The following is a 17,007-nucleotide window of genomic DNA, read 5'->3' as shown; positions in this document are numbered from 1 at the left end:
GCTCAGGGCATGGTCGACTCTCCGGAGCAGGCGGCGGTGGCGCTCCTGCGTCACGTCGCCGACACCGTCCCGGCGTACGCCGCGTTCCTGGCAGGTCACGGCGTCGATCCGGCCGACGTCACCGCGCTGCACGACGTGCCGGTGACGACCAAGGACAACTACGTCCGGCGATATCCGCTGGCCGAGCGCTGCCGCGACGGGACGGTCGGCGACATGATCGCGGTGTCCTCCGGGTCGACGGGTGAGCCGACGTTCTGGCCTCGTTCCCCGGCCGACGAGCGCGCGGTCGCCGACCGCTTCGAGCTGATCTTCCGTGACGCGTTCCGCGCCCACGAACGCCGCACCCTCGCTGTGGTCTGCTTCGCCCTCGGCACCTGGGTCGGCGGTCTCTACACGATCGGGTGCCTGCGCCAGCTGGCTGAACGGGGGCAGCCGATCACGATCGTCGCGCCGGGAAGTGACAAGGGTGAGATTCTGCGGGTCGTCACCGCACTGGCGCCGCAGTTCGAGCAGACCGTTCTGCTCGGCTACCCGCCGTTCCTCAAAGACGTCATCGACACGGGCAAGGACGTGCCCTGGGGTGAATACGACCTCAAGCTGGTCACGGCGGGCGAGGTGTTCAGCGAGGAGTGGCGCTCCCTCGTGGCGCGGCGGGCGGGGATCGACGATCCCGTCCGGGCTACAGCGTCGCTCTATGGGACGGCGGACGCGGGGGTGCTCGGCAACGAGACCCCGCTCTCCATCGAGATCCGCCGGCTCCTCTCGGCCCGGCCCGACGCCGCGCGTGAGCTCTTCGGCGAATCACGGCTGCCGACCCTCGTTCAATACGACCCGTACGCACGCTTCTTCGAGGAGATCGACGGCACGCTGGCGTTCACCGGCGACAACGGGGTGCCGCTTGTTCGCTACAACATCGCTGACGAAGGCGGCCTGGTCCCGTACGACCGGATGATGGACTTCCTGGGCCAGCACGGCCTCACGCCGAAGGCGACCGAGCCCCGGCTGCCTTTTGTCTACGTCTTCGGCCGCAGCCAGTTCACGGTGTCGTTCTACGGGGCGAACGTTTATCCGGAGAACATCACGGTCGGCCTAGAGCAACCCGGCATCAGCGAAGCGGTGACAGGCAAGTTCGTCCTGGAGGTCGTCGAGGACGCCCACCACGACCGCCACCTCTCGGTCACCGTGGAACTCGCCCCGGACGTGACGCCGGACCCCGCACTCCCCAACCGCGTCGCGGAGGCCGTCGTCACGCACCTGTGCCGCCTCAACAGCGAGTTCGCCCACTACGTCCCGGAGCACCGCCGCCGCCCGCTGATCGATCTGCGCCCGTTCGCCGACCCCAAGTACTTCCCACCCGGCGTCAAGCATCGCTACACGCGCCCTGACAACTCCTTGCCGTAGCACCGGCTGGCCGGGGAGTCCCGGTAGTACCCGAACTTGGGGATCTCGACGTAGCCGGACGACACGTACATCCGCTTGATCTCGGCGTCGCCGTCCCGGAAGCCGGGATCGGCGGAGTCATGGGCACGCCATCCGCCGCAGGCCACCGGATCACCGTCCAGCAGGCCGAGAACGAAGTGCCCCAGCGGCGCCCTGAATTCGGCGGGATCCGTCGGCGTCTCGTCCTCGCTCCCGTAGCGCAGGACGTACTCCTGCTGGACCTCGGCGATCAGCTTCACCGCCAACGGATCGTCATAGGTACAGGCCACCAGCTCCATGATCCAGAGCGTATGGCCTGTTTCGACCCGCTTCAGGCGATCTGGGGCCAGTCGAGGATCGTGACCAGGTCGCGGATGTCGGCCAGGAAACCCAGCCGGTTGGCCCGCACGCCGGGGTCCTTGTCCATGACCATGACGTCGTCGAAGTAGGCGTCGATGGGCTCGGCGAGAGGCAGCGCGGCCGCGGTGAACTCGGGGAGCGTCGCGTAACGCGGGAGCTCGGCCCGGACGCGGACGAACGCGTCGTACAGGCGCTGCTCGGCGGGCTCGGTGAAGAGCTCGGGGTCGTAGTCGGGCCGGGTGCCCTCGGGGACGATGCGGAGCACTCTCTGGAGCGCGATGGTGAGCCGCTGGAAGCGCTCGTCGCCGAGGAGCTTGCCGAGGTCGCCGGCGGCACGTTCGGCATAGGCGGGTGACCCCGCGTGCGGCATGACGGCCCGGACGACCTGGACCGGGTGGCCTTCGTCGATGAGCGCCTGTTCGAGGCGGCGGGCGACGAACCGGTTCGCCTCCGCAAGGGCCTCCGGGGTGACCTCCACGAGCTGGTTGTGGGCGGCGATCTCCAGGCCCTCGTCCACGGTGACGGCCGCCAGGCGGGGGTTGGTCCGCAGGATGGCGGTGAGCGCCAGGGCGGCACGGCGCAGGCCGAACGGGTCGGACCCGCCGGTGGGGGCGGAGCCGACCGCGAACAGCCCGGCGAGGAGGTCGAGCCGGTCGGCGACCGAGAGGAGGGAGCCGGCGATGCCGGTCGGGAGTGCGTCTCCGGCGGAACGCGGCAACTCCATCTCATAGAGCGCCTGGGCGACTTCGGCGTCCTCGCCGGAACGGCGCGCGTACTCGCGGGCCATCGTCCCTGCCAGGCTGGACAGCTCGATGACCATGGACGTGGCCAGGTCGAACTTGGCTAGGACACCGGCGCGGCGGACCACCTCAAGTTCCTGGTTGTCGAGTTCGAGGCGGCTCGCGAGCTCGTTGGCGATGGCCCGGATGCGGGTGGCGCGGTCGGCCATCGAGCCGAGGCGGTCGGCGAAGGTCAGTTTGTCGAGCCCGCCCTTGAAGTCCTCCGGCTTGACGCGCAGGTCGTGCTCGAAGAAGAACGCGGCGTCCTCGTAGCGGGCTCGCAGGACGGCGGCGTTGCCGGACGAGACGGCCTCCACGTCGCACGGCCCGTTGGCCACGGTGACGAAGTGCGGCAGGAGACGGCCCGTGGACGAACGCACCGGCAGGTAGCGCTGGTGCTTCTTCATGACCGTGGTCAGGATCTGCTCGGGCAGCGACAGGTAGGACTCGTCGAACGAGCCGAGGACCGGCGTGGGTGACTCCACCAGATTGACGATCTCCTCAACCAGGGCGTGCTCGCCCGGGAAGTCGATCTCGCCCTCGACCGACCGCGCCAGGGGTGCGGTGGTCTCGACGATGGCGGAACGGCGGCGGGCGATGTCGGGCTCGATGCCGTTCGCCCGGAGGGTTTCGATCAGTTCGGATGCGTGCGGGACAGAGACGAGCGGCTCGTCGGTGGTGCGGTGCACGCGCGTGACGCGGTCGGTGGTCATCCCGGCGACGGCCGCGGGGACGACGTGCTCGTTCAGCAGGGCGACGAGCCAGCGGATCGGGCGGCTGAACGAGAGGCCCGGGGCGTTCCACCGCATGTTGCGATCGGCCCGCAGGCCCATCACGACGCGCGGGATGAGGTCGGCGAGCACCCCGGCGGCCGGGCGGCCGATGAGCGTGCGGACGAGCCCGGCGTACTCGATGTCGCCGATGGTGACGGTGCCGACCTCGGACGGATCGACGCCCTGTCCTCGCGCGAAGCCCTGCAACGCCTTGGTGGGGTTGCCGTCGGCGTCGTACGCGGCACTCAATCGAGGGCCCTTGACGACCTGTTCGCGGTCGGGCTCGCGGGCTTCGAGGCCGGTGACGACGGCGATGATCCGTCGCGGCGTGGCGTAGGTCTCGACCAGGGACTCGTCGACGTAGAGCCCGGTCTCCTCCAGACCTTCGATCAGGACTCGGGCGACGTGCCCGGCGGTCGGCGCGACCTCGTGCGGCGGCAGCTCCTCGACGCCGATCTCCAGGGCGAACGTGCCGTCCCCGCTGATCTCCGGGAGGGCGGCCGAGGTCCCCGAGGCCGCGGGTGCCTGGACCGCGGCGTTGCCCCGGGGGTGGTGGGGCGTAGCCAGGGGGGTGGAACACAGCGGGTGGCCCAGCTCGGTCCGGCGTTCGACCCACAGCTCGGCGACCTCGTGGGCGAGGCCGCGCATGCGGGCGAACGCGCGGGCGCGCTCGGTCGTGCCGATCGCGCCGCGCGAGTCGAGGACGTTGAAGGCGTGCGAACACTTGAGGACGTAGGAATGCGCGGGCACGGGCAGCCGGGCGTCCAGCATCCGCCGCGCCTCGGTCGCGTACGCCTCGAACAGCTGCCGGTTCGTCTCGATGTCGGCGTCGTCGAGGTAGTAGCGGCTCATCTCGTACTCGGACTGCCCGAACGCCTCGCCGTAGGAGATGCCGGGCGCGTACGCGATGTCCTTGAAGTGGGAGACCCCCTGGAGCGCCATGATGATGCGCTCCATCCCGTACGTGATCTCGACCGACACCGGGTCGAGCGTCAGCCCGCCGGACTGCTGGAAGTAGGTGAACTGCGTGATCTCCAGCCCGTCCAGCCAGACCTCCCAGCCGAGGCCCCACGCGCCGAGCGCCGGGGACGCCCAGTTGTCCTCGACGAACCGCACGTCATGGGCGTCGAGGTCGATCCCGAGGGCCCGCAGGCTGCCCAGGTAGAGCTCCTGCGCGTCGCCGGGCTCCGGCTTGAGGATCACCTGGAACTGCGTGTGCGTCTGCAGCCGGTTGGGGTTGTCGCCGTACCGCGAGTCGTCGGGGCGGACGCTGGGCTCCACGTACGCGACGCGCCAGGGCTCGGGGCCGAGAACGCGCAGCGCGGTCGCCGGGTTGAGGGTCCCGGCGCCGACCTCGGTGTTCATCGGCTGGGCGACGAGGCAGCCACGGCCCGCCCAGTAGTCGGTGAGCCTGATCAGAGCGTCCTGCATGGTGAGCACGAGCGGTTCCTCCGGATGGCGACGGATTCTCAGCGTACGGCGGTCACCACCCGGACGGGGGTCACCGCCCGAGACCTCGCCTGATCGCCACCTCGACGGGCGTATGGGCTCCGTCTGCGCGATCAAGATCAAGCTGTTGCCCGGCCGCCGGGAAGAGCGGCGGCTGCGCCATGAACCGCGGCTCGGTGCCGTGGTGCGGCTGGGCCGCGTGCACGACGAAGGGATGGCAGAGGAACACGTCACCGGCCTGGCCCGTCGCGTACGCGACCGGCCGGTGCTCGCTGGCCGGGGCTGCCTTGCCCGCGAGCTCCATGAACGGCAGGCCCTTGTCCCCCGCCGGTTCGAGGATCGGCGGGACGTCGAGGTGCGAGCCCACGCGGATCCGCGTGGGGGCGTCGTCCTCGCCCACATCGGAGAAGAGGAAGAGCATCAGCAGTGCCCGTCCCTTGGAGAAGAGGTTCGTACGCCAGGTCATGAAATTGGCCATGTCGTCGCCCGGGAGGCTGGCCTCGACGTGCCAGCCGCCGTCACCGGGGTCGTCGTCGCTGGGAAACCGGACCGGGAAGCTCCCGAGGCTGCCGCGCGGCTGCCAGCGGCCCTCACCGACCAGCGTGTCGAACGCGGCGTGCAGGCGCGGCGTATTGGCCGCCCGGCGGAACGGCTCCTGGGCGTAGTCGCCGAGCCGCACGACCGGTGCGGTCCAGGTGGAGCGGTCGTTGGGATCAGCTCCGGTGTCCCGCCAGAGGATCTCGCGGCACTCCGCCGCGAGGTCCCGCGGGAACGCCTCGTCCAGGCGCACGAAGCCGTCGCGGATGAAGCCCTCCACCTGCGCGTCATCGAGCATGATCCCCATCATGCCCACCGGCGTCCGCGCCGGGCCAACCATTTATCCGGCCCGTTCATCCGGTGTGCACGAGCACGGCGACGAGGGTCCCTAGCAGGAGGAACGGCCCGTACGGCAGCTCGGATTTCCGCCCGGCGCGCCGCGCGACCAGCAGGCCGGCCGCGAAGAGACCGCCGAACACGAACGTGGCGACGACGCCGAGGAGCCAGGCGTCCAGGCCGAGCCAGCCGAGATACAGCCCGAGCACCCCGGCGAGCTTCACGTCGCCGAGGCCGATGGCGTTCGGTATCAACAGCCACTGGACGGCGAACAGGGCCCAGAGCGCCGCGAGCCCGAACAGCGCGTGCAGGAAATGTCCGCCGCCGTCCTCGGTGAACGGCGCGGCGAGCCCCAGCAGCACCACTCCGGCGCCGTATGAGGGAAGCGTGAGCGGGTCGGGCAGCCGTTTGATCGCCACATCCACGAACCCGAGCGCCGTCCCGGCGACCCCGAGGTAGAGGAACGCGGGCAGAACGGGCTCCGCGCCGATGCGCCAGGCCAGCAGGGCGAGCACGGCGACGCAGGTGAGGACGACCGGCACGGGCCTCGCACGCAGCGGCTCGGTCCAGCCGGCCCGGAACGACCAGACCGCGGGGGGTGCCTCCACAGGCAGCGACCCTAGCGGTCAGCGCCCCTAACGAGCAGGGCCGCCGCGCATCACGGTGAGCTCGACGCCGCCGACGATGCGGCCGCGCAGGAGCTCGGCGAGGCGGTCGGAGACACGCTGGACGGTCACCCGCTCGTCGTGGCCGGGCACGACGGCGAAGCGGATCGCCAGCTCGGCGGCCCCGCCCCTGGCGACCTTCACGCCGCTCACGCTCGGGTCGGAGCCGAACGCGGCCTCGATCACGGCGAGCACCTCGGGGTCCTCGTGCGGCGGCGGGATCGGGTCGCCCTCGGCCAGCAGGTGCAGGCGGAGCCCGTCGACGGCGAACGGCACCGGCCCCGCGACATCGACCACGAGCGCGTGGGCGCCCTCATCGAGCGCGGCCAGGCACGCCTGCCGGGTGTGGACCGCGACCGGGCGGGCATCCGGACGCCAGGCCTGCAACGTCTCGACGGAGGTGAAGCCGAGCACGCCGCGCCGCCCGTCCTCACCGACGAGGGTCGGCAAGGCCATGTCGCTGGACTTCTCACGGCGGAGCTCCCCCGGGGCGACCGCCTCCTCTTCGGTGAGCACGGCCACGACGGGCACGAGCAGGCGCGCGTCGTACAGCTCCTGGAGCACCGCGTGCTCGCCGACTCGACCGGCCGCGTATCCGGCTAGCGCCTCGGCCAGCCGCGGGTCGGCGCTGCCGTCGTCCGCTGGGAACTGAGGTTCGGGAATGGTCTTACCAGGCACGGCAGAGAGGGTATAGCCTCCCTCGACCGCACAGGGTGCTTACGCCGGCACTCTCCGATATCCCTGCGTCACCCCAGGTCGGCGATGGCGGCGACCGTGCCGCCGCCGGACGGGCCCTGGTGCACGGCGGCGACCGACACGAACACCGCGGGATCGCCCGTGACCGACGCCGCGACACCGCCGACGCACGCCTTGATCTGGCGGTGCCAGTGCACGTCGGAGTCGTCGAGCATGATGTTGCGGCGGCCCCGGACCGACCCGCTCGGGTCGGCCTCGCACTTGATGAAGACGTTGACGAGCCGGTCGCCGAGATCGGTGGTGTGCGGCCGGTCGGGCAGGTCCAGACCGGTTGTCCGGATCGCCTCCCAGATGCCGTCGGCGTCGAGTGCGTCCTTCATCACACCGTGCCCGGCGCGGTAGCGGCCGCCGATGCCGCGCACGTTGCCGACGACCACGATCTGCGCCCGGTCCAGCTCGACGCCGGACGAGCAGGACGCCACCGACGAGAAGAGCGACAGGTCACGGTGGATCTGCTCGGCGGAGGGCTGCTCGATCTCACCGAGCGCCACGGCGATGCCCAGGGCGGTGGTCGAGTTGGAGATGTCCATCGACTTGAGCGTGTCCTCGGTGACGACGCCGTGACCGCGGCGCTTGGCGTCGTTGATCGTGTCGAGGGTCAGCAGCGGGGTCTTGGTCTGGACGTAGTGCACGTCGGCCGGGTCGTCGATGCCGGCGATCTTCATGGCCTCGCGGACGCCCGCGGCGACCTTGTCCACCATCGCGGGCCGGCCGATGTCCTCGGGCAGGATGATCTCGCTCATCGCGACGCCGACCGACAGCCGCGGCTCGTCGGAGGCGGGCACGGTGCCGGACAGGGACGCCGGGTCGACCGTGGCGAAGACGGTCGCGTGGGGGCTGAGCACGCCGTCCGTGCCGCCCGACCAGACAAGCGGGACGCCGCGCACCTCGTCCTCGGTCCGGGTGCCCTTCGCGAGCAGCACCTCGCGGAACGCCCGGTCGGCCAGGATGCGGGTGTAGTCGTTCACGCCGCCGTTGCCCTCGGTCTTGCCCACCACCGCCAGCACCCGGTCCGCCTCGATGACGCCGTCGTCGATGAGGCGGGCCAGCCCGGCGGCGTCGGTCACGCTCTCGATGGGGATCTTGCGGACTTCGATCGGATCGGGCACGTCGTGTCACTCCTCGCGTTCGATGGTCGTCCCGGCCTTGCCCTCGACCGCCTCGGTGATCCGGTCGAGTGAGGTGATCGCCGCGCGCCGGCCGCCGCCCTCAATGAAACGCCGCAGTGCTTCTACCTTTGGGCCCATGCTGCCACCGGCGAAATGCCCGGCCGCGGCCAGGGTGCGCAGTTCGGCGACGGTCGTCCGGTGGAGCGGGCGTGCGCGCGGCGTGCCGAACCCCACCATCACATGCTCGACGTCGGTGGCGATGACCAGGGTGCGGGCGCCCAGCCGCCGGGCGAGCAACTGGGCCGCCAGGTCCTTGTCGACGACGGCCTCGACACCGGTGAACGCCCCGTTCGCCCGGACGACCGGCACTCCCCCGCCACCCGCCGCCACGACGACGTGGCCCGCCGCCAGCAGCGTCTCGGCCGCCGCCGCGTCCAGGATCTCCAGCGGATCGGGCGAGGCCACCACCCGCCGCCAGCCGCGTTCGCCGAACGACTTCCAGGACTGGCCGATGGCCATGAACCGCTCGGCCTCCGCCGCCGGGAAGTAACGCCCCACCGGCTTGACCGGATCGGTGAACCCGCGGTCGGCGGCGTCCACCAGAGTGCGGGTGACGACCGTGCCGACGGGCCGGGACACCCCGCGCACGGCCAGCGCCCGTTCCAGCGCGTTCATGATCAGAACGCCGATCGTCGCCTGGGTCTGCGCGCCGCACCAGTCCAGTGGCACGGGCGGCACCACATGCGCGGCGAGCTGGTTCTTGATCAGCAGATTGCCGACCTGGGGGCCGTTCCCGTGCGTCAGAGCCACCTCGGCCCCCGCGGCGACGAGATCGGCGACATGCTCCATCGCCGCCGCGACCGCCGCCGCCTGCGCCGCCGGCGTGGCGCTCCCGTCCGGCGCGGTCATCGCGTTGCCGCCGAGCGCGATCAGGACCCGCTCACCGTCGAGCGATGCCCGCTGGGCCGTCCTCTCGCCGTCGAGAGGCCGCCCGATGTGGCTGTTCACGGGCCGACGTTATCCACGAAACGGCCGGCGCTCATGGGCGGATTTTGCCCAAGGAGCGCCGGCCGTTCGGCAAGTCTGGCCCGATTGGCCCGGCGGCCGTCAGGGACGGGCGCCGAGCGCGTTCACCCAGCCCATGGCGTCGTAAGTGATCGTGAGGGAGGGACGCTGCCCCTCCGGTCGGCGCACCTCGTACGACAGGAGCCTCCCGGTCTCCGGCGAGACGATCAGCCGGTACTCGCTGATGTCGCCGCCACTGACGTGGGTCTGCTCGCCCTCGGCCGGCATCGCCACCGCGACGCCGCGGCGGCCCTTTTCGTCCGTGACCTCGCCGACGAGACGCAGGCCGGGCTGCTCCGCCAGGACCTTCAGCAGGGCCGCGCGCGTACCGGTCTTGATCGGGCCCGCCAGGAGGTCCTGCGCGATGCTCCACACGTAGAGGGTGTAGCTGTCCTGCAGCGGGTACTTGGGGTCGTTGACGTCGGCCTTGTATCTGCGCCGGAGCTCGGCCTTGAGTGCGCCCGCCTCGGTGGGCAGCTTCGCCAACTCGGCGAACGTCACCGCCTTCTGGCCGAACGTCATCCGCATCGGCTCGGGGTAGTCGTTGACGTGTCGCTTGGCCGACCACGGTTCGAGCTCGGGCGAGCCCATCGCCTTCCACTTCGCCTCGTCGGCGGGCGACGCGAAGGTGGTCCTGCGGTCGATGCCGGTGATGGACCGGGTGACGTCGCCCTTGTCGCGGGCGAGCCAGTGCTCCTGGACGTGCGAGACGTACCCGACGAACTGCGCCTTCTGCTTGGTCTTCCTGGGCCGTCCAGTGCTCTTGTCGATCCGGAGCATGAGGTCCCCGGCGCGTGACGTCGTGCGCTCCCGGTGGTACCAGTAGCGGGCGGGCTTGCCCGGGTCGCGCTCGGCGGCCTGGGCGGCGGCGAGCAGGACGCTGCGCGCGTCGTTGTACGGGGCGGCCTGCTCCCGCTTCGGCGGTGTCGTCCGGGCGCCGTCGCCCTGGTCGGTCGCCACGATGACACCGGCCGCGGCACAGGCCGCCGCTGCCACTCCCGCGATCAGCAGCGTGGGCCGCCGCCTGCGCGGCCGGATGGTCTTCACGGTCGTGTCGGCCCGCATGGCGGCGGCAAGATCGTTGTCGCGGCGGCGGTGGTAGGCATACTCGGCGTCGTCGTCCAGGGCCGCGGGACGGAGGGCTTGGAAGATCTTGTCGGGGTCGGTGGTGGGCGGCATGGTCGCTCCGGGGCTCATCGGGCCGCCTCCCTGGCGACCTTGGCGGACACGGGACGCTGGGCGGCGGCGGGGCCGTTCTCCAGCGCCTTGGCGAGGCGTTTGCGGGCACGGTGCAGGCGGACGAAGAACGCGGCGCTCGAACAGCCCACGACCTTGGCCGCCTGCCGTGGATCCAGGCCGTGCCAGTTGACGAGCGAGAGCACTTCGAGGTCGCGTTCGGAGAGGCCTGCGACGGCGGCCAGGGCCGTCTCGCGTTCGACGACGTGCTCGGCGACGTCCCACGCGGCCAGGTCGGCCGGACCGGTCAGCTCCGCGATCCTCTCGGCGAGCACGCGCCGCCGGTGACCGTGGCTGCGCTGCTTGTGCAGCAGGTTGCGGGCCACGCCGAGCAGCCACGGCAACGGCGGCTCGCCGATGTCGCCCAGCCTGCGCCAGGCGATCAGGAACGTCTCGCTCGCGATGTCCTCGGCGGTGTGCGGCTCGGCATGGGTGAGCGCGTACGCGAGAACGCGCCGGTAATTCTGGTCGTACAGCCTCGTGAACCGTGATTCGGGGTCATCCACGGAGGCCCTCCGCTCCAGGGGGTCGGGATCATTGACATGAGGTAGTCCCCCGGGAGCGCCCCTGCTTACATCCCGGCCCCGGAAAAGATCAGTCTCCGAGGATCAGTGGAGCCTGGCCAGCCGCTCCACGGCCTCGTCGATGACCTCGTCCTTCTTGCAGAACGCGAACCGTACGAAATGCGCGCCGGCCTCGGCGTGGTCGTAGAAGACCTGCGTCGGGATCGCGACGACCCCGGCCTTCTCCGGCAGCGCCCGGGCGAGCTCCATGCCGTCGCTGAAGCCCAGCGGCCGGATGTCGGCCTGCACGAAATAGGTGCCCTGCGGCCGGTACGTCGCGAACCCGGCCGCTTCCAGCCCCGTGATGAGGCGATCCCGCTTGGCCTGCAGCGACCTGCGCAGCTCCTCCACCCACGGCAGCTCGTTCTGCAGCGCGTAGGCCGTCGCCCGCTGCCACGGGCCGCCGGTCGCATAGGTCACGAACTGCTTCACCGTCTGCACGGCACGGATGTACGGGGCGGGCGCGGTCACCCAGCCGGTCTTCCACCCCGTGACCGAGAACGTCTTGCCGGTCGAGGAGATCGACACGGTCCGTTCCCGCATGCCGTCGAGCGTGGCCAGCGGGATGTGTTCGACGTCGTCGAACGTCAGGTACTCGTAGACCTCGTCGGTGATCGCGATCAGGTCGTGGTCCCGGCACACCCCGGCGATGACCTCCAGCTCCTCCCGTGTGAACACCGTGCCCGCGGGGTTGTGCGGCGAGTTGACGAGGACGACCCGGGTCCGGGGCCCCACCGCCGCCCGCAGCTCGTCAGGGTCGAACGTGAAACGCCCCTCGACCGGCCGCAGCGTGACCGGGCGCCGGGTCGCCCCGGCCAGCGCGATCGTCGCCGCGTACGAGTCGTAGTAGGGCTCGAAGACGATGACCTCGTCGCCGGGCCCGGCCAGCGCCAGCACCGACGCCGCGATGCCCTCCGTCGCGCCCACGGTCACGAAGACCTCGGCCGCCGGGTCGAACTCCAGCCCGTACCGCGCCAGCCGCTGCGCCGCGACGGCCTCCCGCAACTCGGGCAGGCCGGGCCCCGGCGGGTACTGGTTGCCGCCCGACCGGATCGCCTCGACGGCCGTCTCCAGCATCTTGGGCGGCCCATCGGTGTCCGGGAATCCCTGGCCGAGGTTGATCGATCCCGTGGCCACGGCCAGCGCGGACATCTCCGCGAAGATCGTGGTCCCGAATCCCTGCATGCGCGGTACGAGCGGTTCTCCCACGGCGTCCACCTTAGAGCCCGGTTCCGGGCCCGGGTCAGATCCGGGCCCGGGGTTCAGAATCCAGGCCCGGGTCAGATCCAGCCGGTCTCCTGGGCGGCGCGGACGGCGGCCAGGCGGTTGGACTCGCCCAGCTTGGCCATGGCGCTGGAGAGGTAGTTGCGGACCGTGCCCTCGGTGAGGTGGAGCAGGGTGGCGATGCGGGAGGTCTCGGTGCCCGCGCCGATGAGGCGGAGGATCTCGCGTTCGCGTTCGGTGAGGGGGTTGTCGCCCGCGGCCATCGCGGCGGCGGCGAGCTCGGCGTCCAGGTAGCGGCCGCCCTCGTGGACCTTGCGGATGGCCGCGGCGAGCTCCTCGGTGGGGGCGTCCTTGGCGACGAAGCCGCGGACGCCGGCGGCCATGGCGCGGCGCAAGTAGCCGGGGCGGCCGAGGCTCGTCAGGATGCACACCGCGCACCGGGCGCCGGCGCGCCGGAGGTCCTCGGCCACGGAGAGGCCATCGGCACCTGGCATGTCGATGTCCAGGACGGCGACATCCGGGTCGTGCTCGGCGACGGCGGGGACGACCTCGTCACCGCGGCCGAGCTCGACGACGACCTCCAGGTCGTCCTCCAGGCCGAGCAGGGCGGCCACGGCGCCGCGGATGAGGCGCTCGTCGTCGGCCAGGAGGATCCTGATCACGCCGGGCTCCCGCTCTCGACGAGTTCCGCGGCGTCCTCAGCGGGCAGGGGGATCACGACGCGCAGCAGGAAGCCGTCGCGGCCGTCGCGGCCGGCGGTCAGCTCGCCGCCGACCACGCGTACCCGTTCGGCCAGCCCGGTCAGACCCGAGCCGGCGTCGCCGTCCGCACCGCGGACGCCGTCGTTGCTCATCTCCAGGACCACGGACTCACCGTAAAGGGTGAGCGAGATGCGGCAGTGCCGCGCCTCACTGTGCTTGATCACGTTCGTGGCGCCCTCCCGGATCACCCAGGCCAGGACCGACCGGATCTCCGGTGGCAGCTCCGGCGGGGGCACGGTCTCGCAGCGCACTCCCGCCGCCTCCAGCACGGCACGCACACCGGCCAGCTCGGCGTCGAGCTCGACCGCGCGGTAGCCGCGCACGGCGGCCCGCACCTCGCGCAGGGCGCCTCGGGCGGCGGTCCGCACATCGGCCATCTCGGCGCGGGCACGGGCGGGGTCGGACTCGGCCATCCGCATGGCCAGCTCGCTCTTCACCGCGATCAGGGACAGGCTGTGGCCGAGCAGGTCGTGCAGGTCGCGGGAGAAGCGCAGGCGTTCCTCGGTGACCGCGAGCCGGGCCTGCGCCTGGCGTGAGGCGTGCGCCTCCTGGTGCAGGTCCCACATGCGCATCTGGTACCGGTTGATGAAGACCACCACGGCGCAGCTGACCGCGAGGATCCCGAACGCGAGGGGGATCACGTACCAGTGGGCGGGATCGGCGTACCAGCGCAGCGGCCGGTCCCCGACGGCCAGGGCGAACGGCGTGCACCAGACGGCGGTGCCCAGGATGATGAGGGCGGTCCAGCGGCGGGTCCGCAGGAGCGGGGCAGCCGTGGCCGCCCAGAAGATCGGGACGAGCACCCAGAGCGCGTGCGAGGGCATCATGAAGCTCAGCGCCCCCGCCGCGACGCCGCCGCCCACGATGCTCTGCCTGTCCACACGGCCGTGCAGCCAGCCGCGCAGCATCCGCATGTAACACCAGAGGAAGGCGCCGAGCCCCGCGACGGCGGCGATGAGCACTGCGAGATGGAGCGACCCGTCGTCGTACCGCTGGATGAGGGCCATCCCCGGCATCACGACGAGCGTGACCATGGAGAGCAGGAACATGCGGTACGTCAGCCGGCGGAACTTCTCGAATTCGCGGTCGGCCCGCTCTTCCAGCTCCGCCGTCGTCGCCACACCCATTTGCCCGTTCCGTCCTTTCTCGCCAGGAACCCTATCCAGCCCGACAGGCGGCCCGGTCTTGATCAGGTGTGTTGCAGGTGGCTTGGTCCTGGTCAGGCGTGCCGCGGTTCCCAGCGGAACCAGCGACGGGCCGACCAGAGACCGACGACGGTCCATACGGCGAACACCGCGAAGGGCTTGAGGCAGCGGACCCACGCCTCGACGAAGCCGATGTCCGACTGGGTGCCGCCGACGGTGTGGTCCTGGCCGAAGTAGCCGGTGCGGATGATGTCCACGAGCGGGCTGAGCGGCAACATCCCGGCCGCCTCGCGCGCGGCCGTGGGCAGGACCTCGAGAGGGAACATCACACCCGACCCGGCCATGGAGGCGAACATGATCGGCACCACGGTGAGCTGCGCCATGTCCGCGTTCGGGGTCAGACCCGAGACCGCGAACGCCAGCAGCGCGAACACCACGACCCCGCCGAGCATCCCGGCCAGCATCAGCAGCGGGTTCGCCGGCCACGGACCGTCCAGCGCCGTGCCCAGCATCACCACGAGCAGGAGCGCCTGGATCAGGTAGATGGCTCCCGACACCGCGACGCTGCCGCCGAACACCTCCGCGTCGGAGAGCGAGCCGCTGCGCAGCCGCTTGAGGGTGAGGTCCTCGCGGCGGGCGGTGAAGACCGAGACCAGGTTCATGAAGACCGCGAAGATCAGGAAGAACGCCAGATAGCCGGTGCCGGCGAAGAGGGCCATGTCCACGCCGCCGCTCTCCTGACCCCGGAAACCGAACAACATCCCGCCGAACAGGAGCGGCATGCCGATCACGGAGAAGGCCACGCTGCGATTGCGCCACAGCAGCTTCAGATCGAGCCGGGCGACGGCGAGCACATGCGGGAGGCTCATCGACTGCACGAGGTTCATGAGCCGCGAGAGGCCCATCGGCTGCGAGGACTTCATCGGACCGCTCCTTCCGGGATCGCGGTGGCCGTGCGCAGGAAGACGTCTTCCAGGGAGGCACTGCGGGCCTGGAGCCCGTCGAGTTCGAGGCGATGGTGCTCGGCCCAGCGCAGCAGTTCGTACAGCGACGCCTGCAGACTCTGAACGCGGTAACCGGCGACGGCCCGGCCGCCCTCGACCACGATGTCGGCGGCCGCCCCGCGCAGCGCCGGCAGGTCGGCGACCGGGACACGTTCCGGCACCCGGAAGGTGATCCGGTCACCCTGCCCGGCCACCACCTCCGCCACCGTCCCGGCCACCTCGATCCGTCCCCGGTGCATGATCGCCAGCCGGTCGGCGAGCTGCTCGGCCTCCTCCAGGTAGTGGGTGGTCAGCAGGACCGTCGTGCCGGCGGCGACCAGATCCCGGACGATCTTCCAGGTGGCGTGCCGCGCCTCGGGGTCCATGCCCGTCGTGGGCTCGTCCAGGAACAGCACCCGGGGACGCCCGAGCAGCGCAAGCGCCAGATCCAGGCGGCGTTTCTGCCCACCGGACAGCTGTCTGGTCCGGACCTCTGCCTGCTCCAGCAGCCCGACCATCGCCAGGACCTCGTCCCGGCCCCTCGGGGACGTCCCCCGTGACGACGGCGTGAACTGGCGCCACTGGTCGACGGTCTCGGCGACGGTCAGATCCGCGAAGAACCCGGCCTCCTGCAGCATGATCCCCAGCTGCGGCCGCACGACCCGGCGTTCGCGGTACGGGTCGTGCCCGAGTACCCGCACGGTGCCGGAGTGCGCGTCACGGAATCCCTCAAGCGTCTCCAGTGTCGTGGTCTTCCCGGCGCCGTTGGTCCCGAGGAGCGCGAACAGCTCACCCTCCCCGACCTCGAACGAGATGCCGCTCACAGCCTCGAAGTCCCCGTACCGCTGACGGAGCTCGTTCACCAGAATGGTCTGCATACGCCAACCCTCGCGCCACCGCAGTGCCACCCGGTAGAAGCCGCTGTCACCCGTTCCGGACGCGCCTGTAACCCGCTCCGCATGACATCTGTCATGTACGCAGCCAGACGCCCCGACGAAGCAGTCTCGGCGCCAACGGGGGATCAACGTACGCTTGGGGACATGCGCGTAGCCCTGTGCCAGATCACGGTCGGCGACGACCCCAAAGAGAACCTGCGGACGGCGCTGGACGCCATCGCCGAAGCCTCGGCGACACCGGGCGGCGTCGACTTGGCGGTGTTCCCCGAGGCGACCGTGGTGCGCTTCGGCAACGACCTCACCGCGGCCGCCGAGCCCCTGGACGGCCCGTTCGTCACCGCGCTCTGCGAGGCCGCACGCGAGCACGGCACCGCCATCATCGCGGGCGTCTTCGAACCCGCCCCCGAGGGCCGGGTCTACAACACCGTCGTCGGCATCGACTCCACGGGCACCCTCGCCGGCTCGTACCGCAAGATCCATCTCTTCGACGCGTTCGGCGACCGCGAGTCGGACGACGTCGCGCCCGGCGACAAGCCCGTGGTCCTCGACCTGGCGGGCACCCGCATCGGTCTGATCACCTGCTACGACGTCCGCTTCCCCGAACTCGCCCGCGCCCTGGTCGACCAGGGCGCGGAAATGCTGGTCGTCCCCGCCGCCTGGGCCCAGGGCGTCTTCAAGGAAGAACACTGGACGACCCTCATCCGAGCCCGCGCGATCGAGAACACGACCTGGGTCGTCGCCGTGGACAAGGCCCCCGACCGCACCAGGCCACCGCGAGGTGCCCCCGGCGGCGTGGGCCGCAGCCAGCTCATCGACCCCATGGGCACGGTCGTCGCCGACCTGGGGCCGTTTTCCGCCGTCCGGGTGGCCGACATGGACCCCGCAGTTACGTCCCAGGTCCGCAAGTTCCTCCCAGCCCTGGCTCACCGCCGCCCCGACCTCTTCTAACAC

General features: G+C 71.1%; 16 protein-coding genes. 2 read left to right on the top strand and 14 right to left on the bottom strand.

The genetic code is table 11. The features are described 5' to 3' along the window. The first annotated feature begins 9 nt into the window (after nucleotides 1–9). On the top strand, nucleotides 10–1,401 hold the full coding sequence (locus tag ACH34W_RS06840) for a phenylacetate--CoA ligase family protein (protein WP_395959840.1): 1,392 nt from the start codon (nucleotides 10–12) through the stop codon (nucleotides 1,399–1,401). Here ACH34W_RS06840 and ACH34W_RS06835 read toward each other — a convergent pair. From ACH34W_RS06835 to ACH34W_RS06770, 14 genes are all read right to left on the bottom strand, one after another. Beyond that, on the bottom strand, nucleotides 1,371–1,718 hold the full coding sequence (locus ACH34W_RS06835; RefSeq protein ID WP_395959839.1) for a GNAT family N-acetyltransferase: 348 nt from the start codon (nucleotides 1,716–1,718) through the stop codon (nucleotides 1,371–1,373). The genes ACH34W_RS06840 and ACH34W_RS06835 overlap by 31 nt on opposite strands. A gap of 32 nt (nucleotides 1,719–1,750) precedes the next feature. Further along, nucleotides 1,751–4,762: a glycine--tRNA ligase gene (locus ACH34W_RS06830; protein WP_395960064.1), complete on the bottom strand. Its 3,012-nt coding sequence runs from the start codon at nucleotides 4,760–4,762 to the stop codon at nucleotides 1,751–1,753. 70 nt (nucleotides 4,763–4,832) lie between these two features. Beyond that, nucleotides 4,833–5,615: a phytanoyl-CoA dioxygenase family protein gene (locus ACH34W_RS06825; protein WP_395959838.1), complete on the bottom strand. Its 783-nt coding sequence runs from the start codon at nucleotides 5,613–5,615 to the stop codon at nucleotides 4,833–4,835. 55 nt (nucleotides 5,616–5,670) lie between these two features. After that, nucleotides 5,671–6,261 (bottom strand): prepilin peptidase, encoded by a 591-nt coding sequence (locus ACH34W_RS06820; protein WP_395959837.1) that lies wholly within the window; start codon nucleotides 6,259–6,261, stop codon nucleotides 5,671–5,673. Between the two features lie 27 nt (nucleotides 6,262–6,288). After that, complete coding sequence (locus ACH34W_RS06815) at nucleotides 6,289–6,996, bottom strand: SseB family protein (protein ID WP_395959836.1); 708 nt, start codon at nucleotides 6,994–6,996, stop codon at nucleotides 6,289–6,291. A 68-nt stretch (nucleotides 6,997–7,064) separates the two neighbouring features. Then, nucleotides 7,065–8,183, bottom strand: coding sequence for a ring-opening amidohydrolase (locus ACH34W_RS06810; protein ID WP_395959835.1), 1,119 nt, complete (start codon nucleotides 8,181–8,183; stop codon nucleotides 7,065–7,067). 6 nt (nucleotides 8,184–8,189) lie between these two features. After that, complete coding sequence (locus tag ACH34W_RS06805; RefSeq protein ID WP_395959834.1) at nucleotides 8,190–9,191, bottom strand: carbamate kinase; 1,002 nt, start codon at nucleotides 9,189–9,191, stop codon at nucleotides 8,190–8,192. Between the two features lie 99 nt (nucleotides 9,192–9,290). Further along, nucleotides 9,291–10,445, bottom strand: a complete 1,155-nt coding sequence (locus ACH34W_RS06800; protein ID WP_395959833.1) for a CU044_5270 family protein — start codon at nucleotides 10,443–10,445, stop codon at nucleotides 9,291–9,293. After that, complete coding sequence (locus ACH34W_RS06795; RefSeq protein WP_395959832.1) at nucleotides 10,442–10,990, bottom strand: RNA polymerase sigma factor; 549 nt, start codon at nucleotides 10,988–10,990, stop codon at nucleotides 10,442–10,444. Before ACH34W_RS06795 ends, ACH34W_RS06800 begins: the two co-directional genes overlap by 4 nt. 102 nt (nucleotides 10,991–11,092) lie before the next feature. Continuing rightward, a complete protein-coding gene (locus tag ACH34W_RS06790) occupies nucleotides 11,093–12,256 on the bottom strand; it encodes a pyridoxal phosphate-dependent aminotransferase (RefSeq protein WP_395959831.1) in 1,164 nt (387 codons plus the stop codon). Between the two features lie 71 nt (nucleotides 12,257–12,327). After that, nucleotides 12,328–12,933 (bottom strand): response regulator, encoded by a 606-nt coding sequence (locus tag ACH34W_RS06785; RefSeq protein WP_395959830.1) that lies wholly within the window; start codon nucleotides 12,931–12,933, stop codon nucleotides 12,328–12,330. Next, nucleotides 12,930–14,159: a sensor histidine kinase gene (locus tag ACH34W_RS06780; protein WP_395959829.1), complete on the bottom strand. Its 1,230-nt coding sequence runs from the start codon at nucleotides 14,157–14,159 to the stop codon at nucleotides 12,930–12,932. The genes ACH34W_RS06785 and ACH34W_RS06780 overlap by 4 nt, the downstream gene beginning before the upstream one ends. A 92-nt stretch (nucleotides 14,160–14,251) precedes the next feature. Continuing rightward, nucleotides 14,252–15,100 carry an ABC transporter permease gene (locus ACH34W_RS06775; RefSeq protein WP_395959828.1) on the bottom strand — a complete coding sequence of 283 codons (849 nt, stop codon included), beginning with the start codon at nucleotides 15,098–15,100 and terminating at the stop codon, nucleotides 14,252–14,254. Further along, complete coding sequence (locus tag ACH34W_RS06770) at nucleotides 15,097–16,038, bottom strand: ABC transporter ATP-binding protein (RefSeq protein WP_395959827.1); 942 nt, start codon at nucleotides 16,036–16,038, stop codon at nucleotides 15,097–15,099. The genes ACH34W_RS06775 and ACH34W_RS06770 overlap by 4 nt, the downstream gene beginning before the upstream one ends. Nucleotides 16,039–16,200: 162 nt before the next feature. Between ACH34W_RS06770 and ACH34W_RS06765 the strand changes: the two genes are divergently transcribed. Then, complete coding sequence (locus ACH34W_RS06765; protein WP_395959826.1) at nucleotides 16,201–17,004, top strand: carbon-nitrogen hydrolase family protein; 804 nt, start codon at nucleotides 16,201–16,203, stop codon at nucleotides 17,002–17,004. The last annotated feature ends 3 nt before the right edge of the window (nucleotides 17,005–17,007 follow it).

The organism is Actinomadura sp. 6N118, from assembly GCF_044326415.1.
Lineage (GTDB): Bacteria > Actinomycetota > Actinomycetes > Streptosporangiales > Streptosporangiaceae > Spirillospora.
The sequence above is the reverse complement of the archived record's forward strand: the minus strand, read 5'-3'. Positions and strand labels throughout refer to the sequence as shown.